Source organism: Hominimerdicola alba, from assembly GCF_900109655.1.
In the GTDB taxonomy this organism is placed as follows: Bacteria; Bacillota; Clostridia; order Oscillospirales; family Ruminococcaceae; genus Hominimerdicola; species Hominimerdicola alba_B.
On sequence record NZ_FOAT01000003.1, the window covers coordinates 373,836 to 397,102 of the forward strand.

Below are 23,267 nucleotides of genomic sequence, written 5' to 3' on the forward strand. Positions count from 1 at the left end.
CTGTTGTTGACTTTGTGATTATTCTTTGAATATTTTTAAACTCGCTTTATTAAATTTATAAGATGTTCACAAAAAATTTATTTCAAGTTCACGAAAGTTGATTGTAAATTTGTTATACTGTAATTACTAATTATTATTTAAATTATATTGTTGTCCCTTTAAAGGACGGCATAAAATTAATAGCTTGCAGTCCGGGTAAGTGGCTGAGGCGACGAAAGGAAGATGAATATGTCACTGGGAAGAGTCTTGGTAGTTGATGATGATAAGAATATCTGCGAGCTGCTGCGTCTTTATCTTGAAAAGGACGGATATGGCGTTATCCTGGCTCACGACGGTGAGGAAGCAGTCGTAAAATTCAATGCGCTGAAGCCCGATATCATTCTGCTTGATATCATGCTGCCCGGCATCGACGGCTGGCAGGTATGCCGTGAGATCAGAAAGAAGTCTAACGTTCCGATCATCATGATCACCGCAAAGGTTGAAACCTTTGATAAGGTACTGGGTCTTGAGCTCGGCGCTGACGATTATATCGTCAAGCCCTTTGATACCAAAGAGGTCATCGCGAGGATCAAGGCAGTTTACAGAAGAGTTGGTCAGTCCTCTGCAGAGAGCGAGATCAAGGAAGTCAAGTATGACAAGCTTTCTGTAAATATGACAAGATATGAGCTGAGAGTAAACGGTCAGGTAATGGATACTCCCCCGAAGGAGCTGGAACTGCTGTTCCATCTGGCATCGAACCCCAACAGAGTTTATACCAGAGATCAGCTTCTTGATGAAGTATGGGGCTTTGAGTACTATGGTGACTCGAGAACTATCGACGTTCATGTAAAGAGACTTCGTGAAAAGCTTGAGGGCGTTTCCGACAAGTGGGCACTGAAAACTGTTTGGGGCGTAGGCTACAAGTTTGAAGTTTCCGAAAACAACAATGAATAACGGCAAAAGTATATTTACAAGGTACTTTGCGATTTGCTCAGCAGTAATACTGATAAGCTTTTGTTGCTTAGGAACAGTATTACTGCTTGTTTCTTCAAGGTACTTCTTAGATGAAAAAAAGAGCCTTATGCTGAAAGATGCCAGGGCTCTTGCTTCATATACACAGGAAAAAATGATGGAGCAGCCCGACCGGTGGCGCGATGATGTGGCAGCGGAGATGAAGACCTATGCCATAGGCAGCAACTCCGATTACCTGCTTTGCAGCGATGACGGCTATGTGGTTGTAGATACAAGCGGCGAGGTGAAAAACATCGACCCCAACCTGCTGACAAAATTCAACGGCTCCACGACATACTCCTACGACGACCTGAACGGCGTGCTGGATGAAGTCTGCCATATCACGGGAGATTCATTCTCAGCCAACGGTCCGAAGTACTACGTGCTGGCATACTCCCCGAAATCCGAGCAGGACAACTACACCAAGAACATCATGGAGATATTCATGGTAAGTGCCATAGCCGTACTTCTGGTAGTAATGTTCCTGGTATATTTCGCTACGCTGAAGCTGACAGAGCCTATCACCGAAGTTGCGGAGATAGCCAAAAAGCTTGGTAACGGCGATTTCTCGGTAACTTTGCCGGAATATACCACCAAGGAGTTCAACGAGCTTTCCATCGCTTTCAACGAAATGGCTGCCAACCTGAAAAGCTACGACACCATGCGCAACAGCTTTCTGGCAAACGTTTCTCACGAGCTTAGGACACCTATGACTTCCATAGGCGGCTTTGTGGACGGCATACTTGACGGTACTATCCCGAAAGCACAGCATAATTACTATATGAGGATAATATCCTCCGAGGTAGGAAGACTTACCCGTCTTGTAAAGAGTATGCTGAACCTTGCCAAAATAGAAGCGGGCGAACTTGAACCGAGCAAGACTTCTTTCCCTGTGACCGAGCCCATACTCGATACACTGCTGACTTTTGAGCCGAAGATAGATGAGAAAAACATCGATATCCGCGGACTTGATGTGCAGAGGATAAATATGTATGCCGATATCGACCTTATACATCAGGTAATGTACAACCTTATCGAAAATGCCATAAAGTTTGTGGATAAGGGCGGCTATATCGAATTCTCATTCGAGGACGGAGAGGATAAGACTTCCGTTTCTATAAGAAACAGCGGCGAGGGTCTGGCGGAGGACGAGCTTCCGCTGGTATTCGACAGATTCTACAAGACTGATAAATCCCGAGGCATACACGCTCAGGGTCTGGGGCTGGGACTTAATATCGCACGCTCCATAGTCGAGATACACGGCGGCAAGATAATGGTAAAGAGCCTTAAAGGCGAGTACACCGAATTCACCTTTACCATACCCAAAGCCGAGAAAAACGAGGAATGATGAACGTCAGAGGACTGCTGTTCGCAGCAGTCCCCTTTTTACAGTTATATGAGAGGTGATACCCTGATGGATTTTGAGAAAGACCTCACTGAGAACACCCAAGGTGAGACCGAGAACGCCGAGGAGAACATTACCGATGCCGCGGAAAAGCTGGCAAAGAACGCATCTGACAGCTGGGATTACAGCAGACAATATTTCACGATGCCCAAAGGGGCAGTGGAAAATGATGAGATAGTTGACGGCGATTTCTGGAAAGGCATCACCCTGCCGGATATCGACGAAAAACCCCGCGGAAGAAACATAGCAAAACGCGTTGTGCTGAATACCCTGTTTGCCGTGGTATTTCTCGGCACGGGTTTCCTCATCGCCTGCGTGAGTGCAAGGGGAAAAGGCGTTGTATCCAACCTCGTCACAGGCGGCAAGCATATGACTTTCAATATGAAAGTGGCTGACAGACCCGAAGTCGGCGATGAACTCAAAGACGAGATGGGCAGATACACCGCCCAGGGCATAGCAGAGGTCTGCGGACCCTCTGTGGTATCGCTGGATATATTCACCGAGCAAAGCACCATAATGCCCACGGGCAAGGGAAGCGGCATTATTATCAGCTCCGACGGATACATAGTATCCAACGCCCATGTTATCGACAAAGCAAAGAACGGCATAAAAGCTGTGCTAAACGACGGCAGAGAGTACGCGGCGGAAGTCATAGGCTCAGACCCTCGGACAGATATCGCAGTCATTAAGATACCTGCCACCGACCTTCAGCCTGCTGAATTCGGAAATTCCGATCAGGTTAAGCTCGGCGAAGACGTTGTGTGCATAGGCACACCCGCTGGATACAGACACTCTATAACAAAGGGTGTGGTATCGGGCACCGACAGAAGAGTGATACCGGAGAACTCCACCCTAGGCGTAAGCTGCCTGCAGGTGGACGCTGCTATCAACCCCGGAAACTCGGGCGGCGCAATGTTCAATATGTGGGGACAGGTCATCGGTATAACATCATCGAAGCTCGCTTCCATCGACTACGAAGGCATAGGCTTCGCCATAACCACAAACGAGGCTAAATCCGTGATAGAAGACCTTATGGAAACAGGCACTGTAAAGGGCAAGGCGCGTATGGGCATCGTGTTCGTGCAGATATCCGAAGCTACAGCCGAACTGACGAATTCTACTCCCGGTCTGAGCGTGCAGAGCATAGCTCCCGAATGTGATGTTGCCAATACAGATCTTCAGCCCGGCGACCTTATCACCCACATCAACGGCACAAGTGTGAACGATATCGAAGATGTTCCTGCCTATGTAAGAAAGATGGAACCAGGCGATGAAGTGACCTGCCATGTTATAAGAAAGACTGGTGATAAGGAGACAGAGTTTGATATTACATTCCAGCTGATGGACGACAGAAACACGCTGGTGGAGGATACGGAAGAGTAAAAAGCACAAAATGGACGTAAGCCTGCCAAAGAAAAGAGCTTTGGCTCAAACCTTTCGCGAAAGGGTCCTAGCGCCGGACACGTTCGACGCAGTCAACGTTAGCGGATTTCGCGGCAGCAAACTTGCGCACCAAACGAACTATGCCGCGAACTGAGCTTTTGCTCAAGCTTTTCGCGAAAAGCTTGCGAGGAGTTTGAGGGGCGGAGTCCCTCAATCACCAAGGTGCAAAGCCAAAATGCAAAGCGAACAATAAAAGCAAAACAAACTTCCCGCCCTGAAAAAAAGGCGCGGCAAAAAAATCCGAGCGTGGACAATCGAACAGTCCACGCTCTTTCTATATGCGTGAGATATTGCCGCGCCTGCCGTCAAACAGCGAAGCCACAGCCGACACAGTCGCTGTTATTTGACAGCTCGACCCGAGGGACGAGGGGCGAAAACCGGCACACTATCTACTGAAGCAATTTATCGGCTATACCCACAAAGCCCGATTTTGTGGGTGGGGTGATATCTTTTTTTCTTACAGATATCCGATTTAAACACTACAGAGTGCGGGTTGCTTATACATACGCACTGCGGTGGACAGCTAATTTGCTTTCACTAAAGCCGCTTACAAGGTATTGACTTTTTCAAACGTTTAGTGTATAATATAATAGTCTATTTATATCAATAACAGAAAGTTTCTTTACTGTACAATAAAAAGGTGGCTAGATAAATGGGATTACTTGACAAATTGTTCGGCAACTACTCCAAAAAGGAGCTTGCCAAGATCGAACCTATCAAAAATAAGGTGCTGGAGCTCGAGGATAAGTATGCGGCTATGTCCGATACAGAACTGGGCGAACAGACCGCCGTGCTGAAAAAACAGGTCGAAGATGTTTCTGACCTTGACAAAGTTCTGCCTGACGCTCTCGCTGTATGCCGTGAAGCTGCATGGAGAGTACTGGGCAAAAAGCCCTATCCCGTTCAGATAATCGGTGCTATCGTTCTGCATCAGGGACGTATCGCCGAAATGAAGACAGGTGAAGGTAAAACTCTGGTCGCTTGTCTCGCAGCGTACTCCAACTCGCTTTCCGGCAAGGGCGTACACGTTGTAACCGTTAATGACTATCTGGCTAAATTCCAGTCGGAGGAAATGGGTAAGGTATTCAACTTCCTGAATACTTCCATCGGCTGCGTACTGTCAGGTATGGATAAGTCTGAAAAGAGAGTGGCTTATAACTGCGATATCACATACGGTACCAACTCCGAACTGGGCTTCGATTACCTGCGTGACAACATGGTAATATACAAAAAGGACAAGGTACAGAGAGATCACGCTTTCGCTATCGTGGACGAGGTAGACTCCATACTGATAGACGAAGCAAGAACTCCTCTTATCATATCGGGTCAGGGCGATAAGTCCACCGAGCTTTACAATCTGGCAGACAGATTCGCAAAGACCCTGAAGCCCGTTACCGTTATCGAAATGGACGACAAGATAGATAACGACCAGCTGGACGGCGATTACATCATCGACGAGAAGGCTAAGACTGCCACCATCACCAAGAGCGGTGTTAAGAAGGCTGAGAAGGTATTCAACGTTGAAAACCTCATGGACGCTGAGAATATGACTCTGGCACACCACATCAATCAGGCGCTGAAAGCAAACGGCGTTATGAAAGAGGGCGTTGACTACATCGTTCGTGACGGCGAGGTACTTATCGTTGACGAGTTCACAGGCCGTGTAATGGACGGCAGACGTTTCAACGACGGTCTGCATCAGGCTATCGAAGCTAAGGAAGGCGTTGAAGTCAAGAGAGAATCCAAGACCATCGCTACCATCACATATCAGAACTATTTCAGACTTTACAATAAGCTGTCGGGTATGACAGGTACGGCTCTTACCGAAGAGGACGAGTTCAGAGAGATCTACAAGCTGGACGTTATCGAGATACCCACCAACAAGCCCGTAATAAGAAAAGACCACCCCGATGTTGTATACAAGACCGAGGCAGGCAAGTTCGACGCTGTTATCGACCAGATCGTTGAGTGTCACGAAAAAGGACAGCCTGTACTGGTCGGTACTGTATCCATCGAGAAATCCGAGCACCTCTCCAAGCTGCTGAAGAAGAAGGGCGTTCCCCATAACGTACTGAACGCTAAGTATCACGACAAGGAAGCTATGATCGTTGCTCAGGCAGGTAAGTTCGGTGCAGTTACCATCGCTACCAACATGGCAGGACGTGGTACCGATATCACCCTGGGCGGTAACGCTGAGTATCTGTCCCTTGCAGCACTCCAGAAAGAGGGCTACACCGAGGAGCAGGCTGTTGAAGCAGCAAGCTACTCCAACACAAACGATGAGGAGATCCTCACCGCAAGAAAGAAGTACAGAGAGCTTTACAAGAAGTTCGATGACGAGGTAAAGGAAAAGGCTGAGAAGGTAAGAGAGGCTGGCGGTCTCTATATCATCGGTACAGAAAGACACGAGTCCAGACGTATCGACAACCAGCTGAGAGGACGTTCCGGACGTCAGGGCGACCCCGGCGAGAGCACATTCTTCCTCTCCCTTGAAGATGACCTGATGAGAATTTTCGGCGGCGACCGTATCACAAGCATGATGGATACCCTCAACGTTGACGAGCATACTCCTATACAGTCAAAGATGCTTTCCAGCGTTATCGAATCTTCACAGAAGAAGATCGAGGGCAGAAACTTCAATATCAGAAAGAACGTCCTCAACTACGACGACGTTATGAATACCCAGCGTGAGATCATCTACAGCCAGAGACAGCAGGTTCTCGATGGCGAAGATCTGCATGATTCCATCGAGAAGATGATACATGACTTCGTTGACGACTCCGTTAATATGTATGTTCAGGGCGATATCGCTGATGACTGGAACCTTGTTGGTCTGAAGGAAAGACTCAACGGTCTGTTCACCACCGAAGACGACTTCAACTATACCCCCGAGGAGCTGGACGAAGTATCCCGCGAGGATATCGTGAATACTCTTCAGGAGAGAGCTCAGAAGCTCTACGACGAAAGAGAGGAAGAGCTGGGCGAAGAACTTCTCCACGAGATCGAGAGAGTTTGTCTGCTGAAGGTAGTTGATACCAAGTGGATGGATCACATCGACGACATGGAAGAGCTGAAGAGAGGTATCAGCCTGAGAAGCTACGGTCAGAAGAACCCTGTTGTTGAGTACCGTATGGAAGGTATGGATATGTTCGATGCTATGATCGAATCTATCCGTGAGGATACTGTAAGGATGCTGTTCACCATCAAGGTAAGACAGCAGATAGCTCCCCAGAGACAGGAAGTCCTCAAGCCTATGGAGCATCACAATATGACTATCCGCAACAAGAACAAAGTCGGCAGGAACGATCCCTGTCCCTGCGGAAGCGGCAAGAAGTACAAGGACTGCTGCGGAGCAAACGACTGATAAATAAGAATAATGATGAACAGGACGGCTGATGACCGTCCTGTTTTCGGATAACAATGAATATTGACGGAGCGTGAATAATATATGTCAACAGCATTCAAAGGAGCAGATATCCTTCTGCCCAAGGATACGGATATGAACAAATGGGCAGTAGTTGCCTGCGACCAGTATACATCTGAGCCCGAGTACTGGGACAGAGTTGAAAAGTATGTAGGCGATAACAAAAGTGCCTATAATCTGATCCTGCCCGAGGTCTATCTTGAACAGCCAGGCGTTGATTACAGGATAGACAAGATACACCGCACCATGAAGGAGTATCTTGAAAAGGGCGTATTTGAAGAGTATAAAGATGCTATGATATATATCGAGCGCACTCAGTCCGACGGAAGAGTAAGGGCTGGTATCATCGGCGGTATCGACCTTGAACAGTATGAATACTACAAGGGTTCGGAATCTCAGGTTAGAGCGACTGAGGCTACGGTCATCGAGCGTATACCTCCCCGCATAAAAATACGCAAGGGCGCTCCTGTGGAGCTCCCACACATCATGATACTCATTGACGATGCCAAAAAGCGCATCATCGAACCCCTTGCCGATAAGAAGGACGAATTCAGAAAGCTTTACGATTTCGACCTGATGGAAGGCGGCGGACACATCACAGGCTGGCTTCTTGACAAGGAGACAGAGGAGATAGTTGTGAGCCATCTGGAGCAGTTCTCAAAGCAGGAAGCTTTTGAGCGCCGCTACGGCATCACAGGCAGACAGCCCCTCACATACGCCATGGGAGACGGCAACCACTCCCTTGCCACCGCAAAGGAATTCTACGAGACCCTGAAACGCGCAGAGCCCTCTGCCGATCTTTCCGGTCATCCTGCAAGATACGCACTGGTAGAGCTGGTAAATCTCCACTCGCCTGCCCTTGAATTTGAAGCTATCCACCGTATTGTTACCGAGATCAACGAAGATGATCTGGTAAAGGCGCTGACAGAAAAGCTTGCACTCTCCGATGAGGAAAGCGAGCAGAGCTTCATCATCGTGCAGAACGGCGAGGAGAAAAAGGTGTTCGTACACACCCCCAGTTCAAAGCTGACTGTTGGCTCTCTCCAGAATTTCCTTGACAACTATACCAAGGAATTCGGCGGAAAGACCGACTATATCCACGGTGCCGAGGTAGTCAGGGAGCTCTCCAAAAAGAAGAACTCCATCGGTTTCCTCCTCCCCGATATGGGCAAAAACGAGCTTTTCCCCACCGTCATCGAGGACGGCGCACTCCCCAGAAAGACTTTCTCCATGGGTCACGCCGCAGACAAGCGCTTCTATGTTGAAGCTCGCAGGATAATCAAGTAAAAAACAACAGGCAGTCCGATTTTGGGACTGCCTGTTTTCGCGTTAGAACATATCATCTCTATTCGTATATATGCAGTTATATGAAACAATATACCATACAGTACAAAAAGTCAATCAGCATCCAGACTTATATCATCTGCCAATTGACTTTTTCAAATATTTTTAGTATAATAAAAAAAGTGTGTTAATATCCGCAGATACCGGAATTGGGGGTGAGATCATGGAAAATAGTACGGATAAAAAAAAGGCAACCATTGCTGTTGCAGCAGGCGCGGCTGTGCTTGGGCTTATTGCAGCCGCAGTGTTTTTCCTGACCCCGAAAAGCTTGGTCATCAGCGAGATATGTGCCGAAAATGACGGCAATTACGAGGAAGCTTCTCTTCGGGACAGCGAGGGCAAACTTTGCGACTGGGTGGAGATATACAACCCTAACACTAAGGCGGTTGACCTCAAAGATTACACCCTCTGCCGCAATGGCAAAGCTGACCATGCCATCAGCGGGGGTACAATACCCGCCCGCGGCTATGCGCTGGTATACTGCACCAAAAACGGCTTTGATGACCCCGATGTCATCACGGCGGATATCAAGATACCAAAGGACGAGGAATGTACCATATCACTGAAAAACGGCGGGATCCCCGTCGACAGCATCACCGCCAAGCCTGCACCAAAGGGCTATACGGTCTGTTCAGGAAAAGGCGGGTCATACATCACAACGCCAACCCCATGCGCTGAAAATTCCAAGATCAGATGCGCTTCAAAGGTGATGTTCTCACAAGAGAGCGGATTCTATCCCGATGCTTTCTCCCTTGAATTGAGTGCGGCAGATTCCGCTGGGATATACTACACGACCGACGGTACCGATCCCAGAACTTCGGACACAGCGGAAATATATTCCGAACCCATCGATATCAAAGACAGGGCAGGGGACAAAAATGTGCTTTCCGCCTTGGACCCTATGAAGATTCAGCTGGAATATCGTCCCGGCAAGGTGGAAGCCCCGAAAGATGAGGACGTTGACAAGGGCACGGTGATACGCGCCTGTGCTAAGTCATCTGACGGCGAATGGGGCTTGGTCAGCACCGCATCTTACTTTGTGGGGCTCTCCCCCGCCGACCACAGCAATATGCCTGTCATATCAATGGTGACAGACCCCGACTCCCTCTACGACCACGAAACAGGCATATACGTCCGCGGAAAGGTATACGAGGATTACTATCCCACCGACCCCGACCACCTCTATAACGGCTCTATCCCTGCGAATTACAACCAGAAAGGCAGAGACTGGGAACGTCAGTGCAGCCTGCAGTTCTTTGAAAGTGACGGAAGTCTTGTATTTACACAGGACGCAGGCGTGCGCATACAGGGCGGCTGGTCAAGGGCTGATTATCAGAAATCCTTCAGATTCTACGCCCGCTCCGAATACGGCAACAACCGCTTCGATTACCGCTTCTGGCAGGAGCTGGAGACTGCCGAGGGTCAGGATGATGACAGCTTCTCCACATTTGTGCTGAGAAACGGCGGAAATGATTCAAACTACCTGAAATTCAAAGATCTTATGATACAGGATATGGCAGATGATCATTCATTTGCAACCCAGACAGGAAGACCCTGCGTTCTTTTCATCGACGGCGAATACTGGGGGCTTTACGTTCTCCAGGAGGATTACTCTCCGGAGTATTTCGCCCGCCACTACGGCGTAAAAGAGAAGTCTGTCGCCATATACAAGAACAACGAGCTTGACGAGGGACTTGCCGAAGATAAAACGAGCTTCAATGAGTTGCTGAAAGTTATACTGTACAGCGATATGAGCATTGAGGATAACTACCGCCGCGCCTGCGAACTTCTTGATATAGAAGGATTCATCAACTACTGCGCCGTAGAGATGTATATATTCAACGGCGACTGGCCACAGAACAACTACGGCTGCTGGCGCTCAACAGACGGCAGTGAATACGGCGATGGAAAATGGCGGTTCTTCATGTTTGATACCGAATCCTGTGCCTGCCACTACAATATGAAAGACGCTGATAAGAACCTTTTTGAATATCTGAACGAAAATAAACACAAACCCCTTACCAAGATGATAATCCGCCTGCTGGAGAATGAAGAATTCCGTACAAAGCTGATAACAAGGCTGATGGATATGGGCAACTGCACATTCACACCCGAGCGTCTTGAAAGCTTCATAAACACCTACAGCGATGCTTACCTTCCCGAAATGCCCGCATACTATCTCCGGTTCCCTACCCATCGCACGGTTGAGCATTCATCTATGCCGATGATATCACGTATGACACAATTCTTTTCAAACAGGCAGGATAAGCTTATAGAATACCTGAGCGCCGAATATGATCTGGGCAATGCCAGAACCATAACCGTGACATCCGACAGTGCCGATATTACCCTTAACGGCTGTGAGATAGGAAAAAGCTGCGATTGCAGATACTTCGATAATTCACAGATCACTCTGACCGCAGACAGTAAAGTAACATGGGAGATCTCACAAAAAGGCAAGAAGACAGAAGAGATAACCGACTGTACTCTCACCATCAATGTCACCGATGATATCACGATAAAAGCAAAGTCTTAATTGGGTCATCCCGCTGACGCACCATTTCAAACGGCATTTTCAATCATTTGCAATATTCTTCCACCGCCGTATAGGGTAAGAATATATATCAATAAATGTTAATGACAAACAAAAAAGACTCTGTACCACATGGGTGCAGAGTCTTTTATTATGCTTATCACATTCTGTATCCGCAGTTTGAGCAGAATAGTTCGTCATCGCCTACAAGTTCGCCGCACTTGGGGCAAAGCTTTACTGAGGGGCGCTTAGGTCTCATATCAGAGGTATCAACTGATGCTGCGGGAGCTTCGGGCTGATAGAAAGTCTCGGTGTTCGCGGGAGCTTCATTGTAGGTCGCAGGCTTTGTTTCGCCTGTAAGACCCTGTACAGCCTGAGTGTTCTCGCCAAATCCGAAAGCGCTTTCCTGTTCATTGTTCTCGGGTTCAGCCACAGTGTTGTTAACAGCTACGGGCTGAGCTTTTTCTTTCTTGCCGCCGCGGGGAACTTCCACTGCGAAATCCTCACCGCCTACGCGGGCAGCAACTATGATACCCGAGAGGAGAAGAAGCAGACCTGCAACAAGTGGCAAGCCTATCTTTCCGAGAGAAACTGCGCCTGCGAACTTATCGCTGTCATAATTGGTCTTGAAATACTTATCAAAGAAATCTGTACCCAGCAGACGGTAAAGCTTAACAGCAGGAGAGATACACAGTGCAAGGCTCATGAATATATTCACCCAGCCGAACTCTCTGCCCATGCGCTTTGCCTTTGAAGCACTGAATGCCCAGAACATCATGACCAGCGCAAATACAGCCATAGCGATGTTTGCACTGCTGTCATAAGCAAAATCGATCGGATCAGGGCTCATATCATAGATTTGCCTGGAAAAGAACTGAGTATACAGCAGTCCCGCAAGGATATCGCCCGCTGCGGCACAAAGTGCGAACAGTGCCGCTATACAGGTCATAAAGCAGACCCCGCCGCCGCTGTTGGTCAGTTTTTTCTTGTAGTTGTTTTTAGCCATCGTTACCATCACCTTCATCGGAATTATTGATCATATTATTATCATAACCTATTTGCGCCGTTTTGTCAACAGTATTTTCTGTCTTTGCGTCATCAGATATGTCATTATCGGCTATCTCTATCATCATAGGTTCGGGAACTTCCGCACCGCTGTATTTCGGCTCAGGCAGAGGTACCTCCTCCGTTTCCTTTTTAGCCGAATGTTCAAACAGCTTGCGCAGATACTTGCCGTTTTTGATATCCGCAAGCGCCACCACTATAAGCAGTATCACGCCGAATATGGATATCACCAGCGAGAGCCGCCAGTAGTTGGGCGAGAACTTCATTTTTACCGTATTTTCGCCCTCTTCAAGGGGTATGGCGATAAGGCTGTCGTCCACCGCTTTCTGTGGCTTCACAGACTTGCCGTTGACCTCGATCGTCCAGCCCTCTTCATATGGGATAGTCGTGAACAGCAGCTGACCGTCCTTTTCTGCGTTTACTTTGCCTGTAAGTTCGGTATCTGCAAACTCGGTGACTTCAAACACGCTGTTCTGCATATCCTCAACTGCCTTTGCAAAGCCGTCATAGTCGAAACTGTAGAACAGCTTGTCGCGCCAGTAGGCTTCGTTATCGTCATTGGCGATGGTTATGCGGATACGTATCTCCTGATCTTCCAAAAATCTGCCTATCTTCATGATGGAGTAATTATCCCCCACAAAGAACTGACCCACATACTCCATGTTGTATTCGTCATCAACATAGTCGTCTTCGGGCTGATACCAGATATTGCAGCTGCGCTCGTACTTTGTGGGCAGGTACATATACAGGTCGCTGTCCTTATCCATGCGCACCACGTAATCAACGTGACATTCCTTGTTGCGCTCATCAAGCGGGTAGTACTTTATATGTCCATCGGTAGTATTTACGGTCTGTACATTCTCGCTGTCGCTGTTGATTATATCCACAGGCTTGAAGAAATCGTAATCCTCGCCTGCCAGCGCATTGAACAGAATGTTCTGATTCTCAAAGGGGTCATCATCACCCAGTTCAACTTCTGAAAGGTCGCCCTTTGCAGCTACGCCAAGACCAAGTGTATTCGGGTTGCGATAGAACTTGAACGTCGTTGGGACCGTCTTTTTTTCACCGTCCACTACTTTCTCATGGTCAATGCTGACCTCGGTCTTTATCTGGTACTCGGGAGGTATTTTGTACCTGCTGCTGACGTACATATCATTACCCTTTTTGTCCATTATATACTTTATATCGAATATAGCATCGGTCATCGGGGTAGCACCGTCATATTTGGTGTAATGTCCGCCGTAGGCAAATCCCAGCCTGTGCAGCATCATCAGTGCAGGGGCATTCATTGTCGAGCTTGAATGTGAAAGGCTCTTATATCCTGTGCCTATTGCATCGTTAACGGTACGGTGGAAAGTAGCCTCCATACGATAGAAAGGCTCGGGGTCGTACTCCTCTATCATGTCCACAGCCTTTTTCAAGTCTGACATATAAGGCTCGTAGGAACTGTATTTTGAGTATGAAACGTCGATATCTATTTTCTTGATAGTATCGATATTCACAGCAAAAAGCTCAGCCGTCAGCACAAGTGTCAGCGAGAATGCCACCCCGCGGGAACGGGGATATTTCCGAATAAGATACAGCAGAACGAAATAAACCGTAAGTGCTATCATGCTGACCCATATGCCCTGTATAATGTTGTATGGGTCGCCGTCGGCGTTCTTGCGGGTGACAAACAGCTTGAAGTGGGAGTAGTTCTCTCTTTCGCACCAGAAAAGGAATATCATCAGCCCGAAGAACACTCCGCCGATATTCTTTGCGGTAACGCCCTCAAGATTCTCAAATGCCTTGAATGCCATGCACACCAGCATGAATGAGAATATGAAAGAATACCTGTAAGGCAGCCAGTTAGGCACCTGAAAACCGTGCATAGCCATATCCCAGGGCTTTATATACATCAGCACCGTGAGTATCACCGTGAGCACGGCATCGGCGGTCTTTTCCTTTACGTTTATCTTCTCGTTCATGAAATACAGGGGCACCAGCAGAAGCACAGCTGTTCCGCAGTATATCATGGGCATACCCTCGGGGTATACCGTATCGTAAGTCATTGGGAAAAGCTTGGTGATGAATGTGAGAAAATCAAACTGTGTCGCCAATGAGAAATCCGGGTCGGTGAACTCGAATTTTCCCAGCTTCAAAGAATTGTACACAGGTATCAGCACCCAAGCCGAGCACATCAGCGCCACAACAGTTCCCGCGCCGAAAGCCAGACACCTCAGTATGAACTTCTTCGGCAGTGCTCTTTCGGGGTCGGAAAGGCATACATAGCAGAAATAGAAAAACGTGAATATACCCACCATATAGCCGATATAGAAATGCGCTATGAACATCAGCGCCAGCGGTATGATATAAGGCAGAAGCCTGCCCTCATACACCAGTCTGCGCACGCCCCAGCATATCAGCGGCAGATATATAAGACCGTCCAGCCACATGGGGTCCATCAGCTGTACCACCATAAACGCCATCAGCGCATACATCAGCGGGAATATCACCAGCGAAACTGTCTTTGGCGGGTGCTTTGCCGTCTTTTTCAGGAAAAAGCAGCAAGTCACTGCCGAGGAGCCCACCTTTGCCAGCTGCATTATCAGTATCGCCGTCAGCATCATGTGCCGCGGCAGCAGGGCTATTATTATCATAAATGGGCTCGCCAGATAGTAGGCGAATATGCCGAACATCTCACCACTGAGGTTTCGCGACCAGTTGTATATCCAGCTTTCTCTTCCCCAGAAAGCTTCGCGGTAATGCTCATAATAATAGACGTACTGTCCGTTAAGGTCAAGCACCAGCACGGAGCTGTCGCCTATGGGGTGTATCCTGAAAAAGGCATAGGAGCCGTACATTATGGCGGCAGAAAGGAAAAACACTGCCAGATAAAGCCTTCTGTCGATGCAGAAGCCGCCTATGCCCTCCACAAATCTTCTCAAAAAGCTGCCCCTCTTGTCAGGGGGGCTCAACTTTTGTATATTATCCATTCTTATCTTTATCCTCTCTGAGGCTGACTATATCCCTTATTATATACCTGGGTCTCTGCTTTATCTCCTCGTATATCTTGGCGATGTAGTATCCTATCACGCCAAGGCTGAACATTATTATGCTTGAAGTAAGCAGCTGAAGGATTATGACCGTCGGGAAGCCTGCCTCGGAATTCCCGAAAAATTTGTTGTACAGCGTGTTAACGCCAAGTATCAGCGATACAAGGAAAGTCACCACGCCGAATACAGTAACTAGCTGCAAAGGTGCAGATGTGAAAGATGTTATGTTGTTCACCGCGAATTTTATCAGCTGTCTCGTCTTCCATTTAGACTGCCCTATCTCGCGGTCGGCTACTTCAAACAGCACTCTTTCGGTGCGGAAGCCTACCCATCCCGACATCGCCCTGAAAAACGTCAGTCTTTCGGGCATACGGTTCAAAGCATCGATAACGCACCTGTCCATCAGCTTGAAATCGGAAGCATCCTGCATATCAAGTCTGCTGGTGCTGCTTATCAGCCTGTAAAACAGCAGTGAAAAACCCTTATACATCAGGCTTTCTCTGCCCCTGTCCTTTTTGCGCCCCTCGACGATATCCACGCCGCCCTTTTCCCATATGCGGTACATCTCAACAATGGTATCCACAGGGAACTGCATATCGCAGTCGAAGATAACGGCGCAGTCGCCATTTGCAGTTTCAAGTGCCGCAAATATAGCGCTCTCCTTGCCGAAATTGCGCGAAAAATTCACGGCGGTGATATGGCTGTCAGCCTTTGCGAGAGCTGTCATTTTCTCCCATGTCTTATCAGCCGAACCGTCGTTGACGAATACTATCTCATAATCTATATTATTTTTATCCATGGTACTGCCAACAGCGTCGGCAGTGCGTTCAACATTGCCCTCTTCGTTGTAGGCAGGTATCAGTACAGATATCAAATCATTCACTCCCGATTATCAGTCTTCCTCGGTAACTTCCAGATATTCTCCGTTTTTTCTAATAATGCCCTGTCTTACGGAATATGCCCTTACAGCAAAAGCTATGACCATGATGTATGCGGTCAGCTTGCTCATAAAAGCCAGCAGTCCCGCCGCATCCTGTATCACCTGAATGCCCGCAAGGCGGTTTAGTATATCGCTCACAAGCCCCACTACAATACAAAGCGCGGTCTTGTTACCGATATCTTTCAGGCGCAGTATATCCGTGCGGTTGTCGGTCAGCAGAAGTTTCCTGCTTTTCACAAAACTGCCGTCCTTATCGTCCGCCGCCATAAGCAGGTCGTTAGCATCAAAAAACGCCACCGCACCGAATACCATTCTCAGCGCCAGAGCGGTAACTACAAGCCCCAGCACACAAGCCGTGATGTTCCCTGCAAGCCCTCTGCCTTTGATGATAAACTCAAACAGAGCCGCCAAGCCCGCGCTTACTGCAGAAGCCGCCACTCCTAAAACAGCATTTCTTTCCAACAGCAAAGCAGCCGCTTCACGCTGTGCCTGAAACGGTGAGCTTCTATTTTCCATAATGCTGCGCACATTTTTCCAAAGTGCGATACCCCCAAGCCCGCTAATGCGGACAGGGGGTCGCTCTTCATCTTTTCTTTTTATAGCATCATACTGTCTGATGCACAGTTCTCCAAGTTCTCTCGTTCCCGCCATGCACAGGGCAAAACCGATAGCTTTCAGCACATATCCCGCTGTCCAGTCAAGGGGCAGCTGAACGAGAAGCGCTGTCATTCCCAAAAAGATCAGGTACATTCACTCAGCTCTTTTTCTTGAAAGTGGATTTTATCAGCAGAGCAGCGCCTGCAAATATCATTCCGAACATCAGAACATATACATAAAGGGTATTGCCGTATTTTGCATGGAAATTCAGGGAAGACAGCAGAGATATAACTATCACCAGCAGTCCCAGCGCCGCAACGGAATAACCGATAAAACGCTTTTTGCCGTCAAGGAAAAATATCAGACCAATGCCCACCAGCAGAGGTATCAGCATAACGCCACCCGAGATGTGCATACCGAACAGGCTGTACATTCCGCCGCCGAAACCGCCTATACCCGAGGTAACGGTAAAGGAATTCAGCAGCCAGTAAAGACCGCCGCCCAGCAGCAGGAATCCCATGAAGAACTGCAGTGTCTCATTGCCCGCAGAACCGCTCCTGTTAGTGTCCTCAAAGTAATCCATTGAAGGTCTCTTATTACCGTTCATTATATCCTCAACTTCCTTAGCTTCTTTTCTATTTCTCTTGGCAAAAGCTCTTGCGCTTTTTTCCGCTCTTTTCATTTCCTTGTCAAAAAACGAAGTCTTTCCGAACATAAATCACACCTCCGTTTTAATGATCCATTATATCTGGGATGTTCTCTCTTCCCATGCTTTAATTATAAGCTATTTTCCCCGAAATGTCAATACTTCCGCGATTGCACTTATGTTAACATCGGTTGCGTTTTCAGGATAATGATACCGACATCAAAAACACGCGGACAGCCTTTTACTGCCCGCGTGACTTTAACTTTTGTTCTATAGTTTTTTTGTCTGCTATCTCTTGACTATCTTGTAGGTATCTCCTTCCCTTTTACCAACCCATCTCAATAAGCCATGAATTCAGCGCCTTTTCACGCTCATGCACCGATGCTTTCCTGTCGGGAGAAAATTCGCCCTTGATGTTGCCGTCAACTATGTACAGCACACGGCTGCACTTGGCAGCTACCTTTGCATCGTGTGTCACCAGCATAACGGTCGTACCCTCATTGTTGAGCTTTGTCAGCTCTTCCATTACCTCCTCGGAAGACGTGCGGTTAAGAGCACCCGTGGGCTCGTCGGCGAATATCATCTTCGGGGAGTTTATCATGCTGCGGCATATGCAGGCTCTCTGCAGCTGACCGCCCGATACCTCGTTGATATCGTTGTCCGCGGTATCGATTATGCCCAGCTTGCGCATAAGATCCTGACCGCGCTTGATGGTCTCTTTCCTGCTTTCGTGAGTCCTCTTGGATTTTACTGCGGGGAGTATGATGTTATCCAGCACCGAGAGGTTCTTCATCATGTACATCTGCTGAAAGATAAATCCCATATCGTCCAGACGCATCTCCGCAAGCTCACCCTCGCTGAGCCCCGCCATATCCTTTCCGCAGAACTTCACCGAACCTGCGGTCATCTTATCCATGCCCGATACGGTGTAAAGCAGTGTGGATTTTCCCGAACCCGAGGGACCCATCACCGCCACCATCTCGCCCTCGTTTACCGTAAGGTCAAGGCCGTTCAGTACGGTTGTCTTTCTCTTGTTTACTTCGTAGCTTTTGCATAGGTCCTTAACTTCAAGTATCTTATTCATATTCGTTTCTCCTTTCCGAATATACGGTCTGTTGTCCTTTTCTGTAACAAAGTATAACATGGAAATTCTTAAATAGTCCTTAAATAAATTCAGCTACAACGATCGTCAAACTATGCTATTTCGGGAAATACTTCGTAAAAGCGCGGATATGTTATGTTGTTCAGGGAAATTAGCCATTAATTGTATGGTCAATATAACGATAAATTTAACCGAAATTAACCATATTATAAACACAAGGTACAAAAAATATTGGCGATTTAACAGTAGATGACAATTTTTGACTTGTATAAACACAGGATAAGTGTTAAAATGAAACTGACGAAATTCGCACATTCAGACTGCTGACGTATGGCATCTGTAAACTGTGCGGGAAAGAGAGGTAATACCCGAATGAGAAACAATTTCAAGTTAAGGTTCATGGCGGGGCTTGCGGCCGTGGCGTGTCTTGCGGGTGTGCTGGGCGGATGCGGAGCTTCGGGCGGAGACAGCTCCTCAAAGAAAACTGCTGACAGCTCCAAGTCCGAAAGTAACGAAAAGACACAGGACGGTAAGGTATTCGTCGAGAATACCACAGGCAATTATGACGGCTACAGCTACGAACTCTGGAAAGACAACGGCGATACCGAAATGACCATCACCGAGGGCGGCACGTTCTCATGCAAGTGGTCAAACATCAACAACGCCCTGTTCCGCAGAGGACAGAAATTCGACTGCACCAAGACCTACAAAGATCTGGGAAATATCACTATTAAATATGGTGTTGACTATCAGCCCGACGGTAACTCATATATGTGCGTTTACGGCTGGACAAGAGATCCTCTTGTGGAGTACTACATTGTAGAAACATGGGGTTCCTGGAGACCGCCCGGAGCACCCGAAGCACTGGGAACCGTCACCGTTGACGGCGCGACCTACGATGTCTACAAGACCACCAGATACGAACAGCCATCCATCGACGGCACAAAGACCTTCGACCAGTACTGGAGTGTAAGGCAGGTAAAGCCCGAGGCTGACGGCACAAAGATCGAGGGTACAATATCCGTATCCAAGCACTTTGATGCATGGGAACAGCTGGGTCTGGAGCTTGGCAATATGTATGAAGTCGCTCTGAATATCGAAGGCTACCAGTCTCAGGGTCAGGCGACCATCTATCAGAACGAACTGACCATAGACGGCAATTACTCAGCTGACCCCGCCCCCGTAGTCACCAAAAACGGCGGCGGAAACGACGATAAGCCCGAAGATCCCGCAGACGGCGCAGGTTTCTTCACCAGCGATTTTGAATCTGACGAGGGTGGCTGGATGCAGAGAGGTTCTTCCACCGTTGCACAGACCACCGATGAAGCCAAAGAGGGCAAAGGCTCTCTGTTTGTAAGCGGAAGGACCGATAACTGGAACGGCGCGGCTATAATGCTGAACAGTGAAGTATTCAAACAGGGCGGCACCTACTCTTTCAAGACCGATGCTATGCAGAAAAGCGGCGAGGACGCTACTCTGAAATTCACAATGCAGTACACAGGCAGTGATGGCGACCACTATGACCAGATAGCCCAGCAGACCGCTCCCAGCGGCGAATGGGTGACTCTGGAGGGCGATTACACTGTCCCCGACGATGCAACGAACCTCATTCTTTACGTTGAATCTCCCGACAGCCTTACAGATTTCTATATCGACAATGCTTCGGGCATAGGCGACGGCAGTGAGCCCACCCCATCAACATCGGATAAAAAAGACGATACCGAGTACACATTCAGCGACCCCGTTGCTATAACAAATACAGCGGATATCTCCTGGATAGACAAGGACAAGCCCATGGTGGCAATATCCTTTGATGACGGCGCCAGCGCCACCAAAAAGACCGACCCCGCCTACCGTATAATCGATACTATGGCGGATAACGGTTTCCATGCAACATTCTTCTATGTTGGCAACTGGATAAAGACCGAGGAACAGGTGAAGTATGCCCACGAAAAGGGCATGGAGATAGCAAATCACACCTCATCCCACCCCTATCTCTCCAAGCTGAAACCTCAGGAGATACGCGACGAATACGAAAAATGCCGTGAAAAGCTGAAAGGCATAATAGGCGAAGAACCCTCAGCTGTGCTGAGACTTCCTTACCTCGACGGCGGCGGAGATACCACCAAGACCCTAAACGATGTAGCGCTCATCTCCTGCGCAGTTGATACCAAGGACTGGAACAACGCCACTGCCGATAGTATAGTTTCTACAATAAAGAAAGCCAAGGAGAACGGTTCTCTAAACGGTGCAATAGTTCTCTGTCACGAGAATTACGAAGCCACCGCAGAAGCTATGGAAACTGTAGTACCATGGCTTAAAGAAGAAGGCTGGCAGGTAGTTACCGTATCCGAGCTTTTTGCCGCAAACGGCAAGGAACTCATGGGCGGAAAGGTATACACAAAGCTTTCGTGATAAAAACATTAAAGGCACTTCTGTCAGAATATGACATAAGTGCCTTTATCTCGTATACCCGCAAATATAAAAAACAAACCCCCGTGCATAACACGGGGGTAATGTAAGCAAAAAGATGAAATTACTTCAGCTCTACAGTTGCGCCAGCAGCTTCCAGCTTAGCCTTGATGTCCTCAGCCTCAGCCTTAGGAGCAGCCTCCTTAACAGCCTTAGGAGCTTCCTCAACCAGAGCCTTAGCCTCCTTCAGGCCCAGACCTGTGATCTCCTTAACAGCCTTGATAACTGCCATCTTGTTGTCGCCGAAGGAAGCGAGTACAACGTCGAACTCAGTCTTCTCAGCCTCAGCTGCTGCGCCGCCTGCTGCGGGGCCTGCTGCTGCTACAACTGCAGTTACACCGAATTCCTCCTGGATAGCGTCAACGAGCTCTTTCAGCTCAAGAACAGACATAGTCTTGATTTCTTCTACAAAATTCATAATCTTCTCAGAAGCCATGATTAAAATCTCCTTTATAAAATATTTTAGATGTGCGGAACTTTAAGCTGTCCGCGTTAGCTTTAAGCTGCACAGATTATGCAGCGTCGCCGCCTTCCTTGTCGGCAAGAGCCTGAAGGGTTGCAGCCAGCTTCTGCATCGGACCCTGGAGGGAGCCGACCAGCATAGCAAGCAGAGTATCTCTGGAAGGTATCTTGGACAGAGCGGTAACGCCAGCCTCGTCGTATACCTCAGTACCGATATAACCTGCCTTCAGCTTGAACTTCTCGTTCTTTGTGTCCTCGACGAACTTACCGAGGATTCTTGCGGGAGCAGTCTGATCGTCATTGGAAATTGCGATAGCAGTAGTACCCTCGAGTACGTTTGTGATATCGTCCAGACCTGCGTTCTTGAATGCAAATCTCAGCATTGTGTTCTTCTCAACGAAGTACTTGACGCCAGCCTCTCTCATTTCCTTTCTGAGCTTTGTATCCTCCTCAACGGTGATACCCTCGTAGCTTACCAGAACGCCTGCTGCGGAGTTCTTGATCAGTTCGGTCAGCTCATTGACCTTTTCCTGCTTAGCAAGTAAAGTCTTCTCACTTGGCATTTCTTAAATTCACCTCTTTGCAGTTTTCTCGCAAAGCGTAATCTAAAAGAAAAAATCCCCTTTATCCAAAGACAAAGAGAATACATAGTCATTATTGACGATGCTTTCTTTTCCTCGGTCGGTCTTACCTTTGTGCCGACTGTCTTTAGAATACGAATGCTTATATATTATAACAGACCCCCGACATTTCGTCAAGGGGGTCTGAGAATTTTTGTGTAAACTTTTTATGAACTCCGCGCAATTTACGGTTTTCGCGGTTTACAGGCAGTATTATTTATAATGACGTTTCTGCCCCGGCACTCGATCTTTCGGCTTTTTGCCATTCTTCGTCCCACAGCACAGTACGTAACGTGACCGCCCGTCCGATGTCAGGACTTCACGCCGATACCGCCGCCCTGAATTTCAGGGATATCTTATCCGTTATCAGCGCGATGAACTCGCTGTTGGTGGGCTTGCCCTTGCCCGTATTTATAGTGTAACCGAAAAAGCTGTTCAGGGTATCGATATCACCCCTGTCCCAGGCTATCTCTATGGCATGTCGTATCGCCCTCTCCACCCGCGAAGCAGTTGTGGCAAATTTCTTTGCAACCGATGGGTACAACAGCTTCGTCACGCTTTCCAGCATCTCCTTGTCATTCACCGAGCATATTATAGCCTCCCGCAGATAGTGATACCCCTTTATATGGGCAGGTACACCTATCTGATGGATTATATCCGTGACGATTATCTCCAGATTTGCAGGGCTCTGCCTTGCGGCACTTATCCTGTGCTCCGAGGATATATCGGTATCGATATCCAGCATAGCCTTTATACGCTCCCCCAGCACCTTCACATCAAAGGGCTTCAGCATAAAGTAGGATGCTCCCGCATTCATCACCTGATTTTCGATGAAGCTGTTCTCGTAAGCGCTGGTAACTATGTAAAGTGGCTTTTTATCCAGCTTTTCAGATCTTCGTATAAGCTCGATAGCATCTATCCCGGGCATCACCGCGTCAACGATAACAACATCGGGCAGCTCATTCTTCACCGCATCGAATATCACCATGCCGTCTTTCTGGCGGGTTATTACAAAGAATCCCGAATTTCTCAGGTTTGCGGCACAAAACACACCGTACTGCGCAGAATCGTCACCTATAAGTATCTTGATCTTGTTGTTCATAAAATAATACCTCCGTAGCTGAAAAAAGTATGCTTTGACGTTCCCGGGCAGTCAATTTTCGTTTGCATAAATATCTTAACACAAGTA

At 48.0% G+C, this 23,267-nt stretch carries 16 protein-coding genes; 7 read left to right on the forward strand and 9 right to left on the reverse strand.

The features are described 5' to 3' along the window. The first annotated feature begins 228 nt into the window (after nt 1–228). The 6 genes from BMY75_RS05735 (at nt 229) to BMY75_RS05760 (ending at nt 11,142) form a co-directional block, all read left to right on the forward strand. Nucleotides 229–933, forward strand: coding sequence for a response regulator transcription factor (locus BMY75_RS05735; RefSeq protein WP_013496874.1), 705 nt, complete (start codon nt 229–231; stop codon nt 931–933). A 127-nt stretch (nt 934–1,060) separates the two neighbouring features. Beyond that, a complete protein-coding gene (locus BMY75_RS05740; protein ID WP_242940175.1) occupies nt 1,061–2,338 on the forward strand; it encodes a HAMP domain-containing sensor histidine kinase in 1,278 nt (425 codons plus the stop codon). Nucleotides 2,339–2,404: 66 nt separating this feature from the next. Beyond that, nucleotides 2,405–3,778: a S1C family serine protease gene (locus BMY75_RS05745; RefSeq protein WP_074830977.1), complete on the forward strand. Its 1,374-nt coding sequence runs from the start codon at nt 2,405–2,407 to the stop codon at nt 3,776–3,778. 712 nt (nt 3,779–4,490) lie between these two features. Next, entirely contained in the window at nt 4,491–7,202 is a 2,712-nt protein-coding gene (secA, locus tag BMY75_RS05750; RefSeq protein ID WP_074830980.1) for a preprotein translocase subunit SecA, read from the forward strand. A gap of 84 nt (nt 7,203–7,286) precedes the next feature. Continuing rightward, nucleotides 7,287–8,549 (forward strand): DUF1015 domain-containing protein, encoded by a 1,263-nt coding sequence (locus BMY75_RS05755; RefSeq protein WP_074830983.1) that lies wholly within the window; start codon nt 7,287–7,289, stop codon nt 8,547–8,549. A gap of 220 nt (nt 8,550–8,769) precedes the next feature. Beyond that, complete coding sequence (locus BMY75_RS05760) at nt 8,770–11,142, forward strand: CotH kinase family protein (RefSeq protein ID WP_074830986.1); 2,373 nt, start codon at nt 8,770–8,772, stop codon at nt 11,140–11,142. A 157-nt stretch (nt 11,143–11,299) separates the two neighbouring features. Here BMY75_RS05760 and BMY75_RS05765 read toward each other — a convergent pair whose 3' ends face one another. The 6 genes from BMY75_RS05765 to BMY75_RS05790 form a co-directional block, all read right to left on the reverse strand. Beyond that, nucleotides 11,300–12,145, reverse strand: coding sequence for a zinc ribbon domain-containing protein (locus tag BMY75_RS05765; RefSeq protein WP_074830989.1), 846 nt, complete (start codon nt 12,143–12,145; stop codon nt 11,300–11,302). Further along, the gene (locus BMY75_RS05770) at nt 12,138–15,131 is read right to left on the reverse strand and encodes a YfhO family protein (protein ID WP_242940176.1); all 2,994 of its coding nucleotides are present in this window, start codon (nt 15,129–15,131) and stop codon (nt 12,138–12,140) included. The genes BMY75_RS05765 and BMY75_RS05770 overlap by 8 nt, the downstream gene beginning before the upstream one ends. Nucleotides 15,132–15,171: 40 nt before the next feature. After that, nucleotides 15,172–16,122: a glycosyltransferase family 2 protein gene (locus BMY75_RS05775; protein WP_431602516.1), complete on the reverse strand. Its 951-nt coding sequence runs from the start codon at nt 16,120–16,122 to the stop codon at nt 15,172–15,174. 9 nt (nt 16,123–16,131) lie between these two features. Then, nucleotides 16,132–16,929: a hypothetical protein gene (locus BMY75_RS05780; RefSeq protein WP_074830998.1), complete on the reverse strand. Its 798-nt coding sequence runs from the start codon at nt 16,927–16,929 to the stop codon at nt 16,132–16,134. Nucleotides 16,930–16,933: 4 nt separating this feature from the next. After that, nucleotides 16,934–17,491: a hypothetical protein gene (locus BMY75_RS05785; protein ID WP_074831000.1), complete on the reverse strand. Its 558-nt coding sequence runs from the start codon at nt 17,489–17,491 to the stop codon at nt 16,934–16,936. Nucleotides 17,492–17,747: 256 nt separating this feature from the next. Beyond that, the gene (locus BMY75_RS05790) at nt 17,748–18,506 is read right to left on the reverse strand and encodes an ABC transporter ATP-binding protein (RefSeq protein WP_074831003.1); all 759 of its coding nucleotides are present in this window, start codon (nt 18,504–18,506) and stop codon (nt 17,748–17,750) included. Nucleotides 18,507–18,854: 348 nt separating this feature from the next. On the opposite strand from BMY75_RS05790, the gene BMY75_RS05795 reads away from it, so the two are divergent. Then, complete coding sequence (locus BMY75_RS05795; RefSeq protein WP_242940177.1) at nt 18,855–20,939, forward strand: glycoside hydrolase family 11 protein; 2,085 nt, start codon at nt 18,855–18,857, stop codon at nt 20,937–20,939. Nucleotides 20,940–21,060: 121 nt separating this feature from the next. Here the strand turns inward: BMY75_RS05795 and rplL are convergent, their stop codons facing one another. The 3 genes from rplL to spo0A form a co-directional block, all read right to left on the reverse strand. Beyond that, nucleotides 21,061–21,432: a 50S ribosomal protein L7/L12 gene (gene rplL, locus BMY75_RS05800; protein WP_013496830.1), complete on the reverse strand. Its 372-nt coding sequence runs from the start codon at nt 21,430–21,432 to the stop codon at nt 21,061–21,063. A gap of 76 nt (nt 21,433–21,508) precedes the next feature. Next, a complete protein-coding gene (gene rplJ / locus BMY75_RS05805) occupies nt 21,509–22,021 on the reverse strand; it encodes a 50S ribosomal protein L10 (RefSeq protein WP_074831009.1) in 513 nt (170 codons plus the stop codon). 376 nt (nt 22,022–22,397) lie between these two features. Further along, on the reverse strand, nt 22,398–23,180 hold the full coding sequence (gene spo0A, locus BMY75_RS05810; protein ID WP_074831012.1) for a sporulation transcription factor Spo0A: 783 nt from the start codon (nt 23,178–23,180) through the stop codon (nt 22,398–22,400). Between the last annotated feature and the right edge of the window lie 87 nt (nt 23,181–23,267).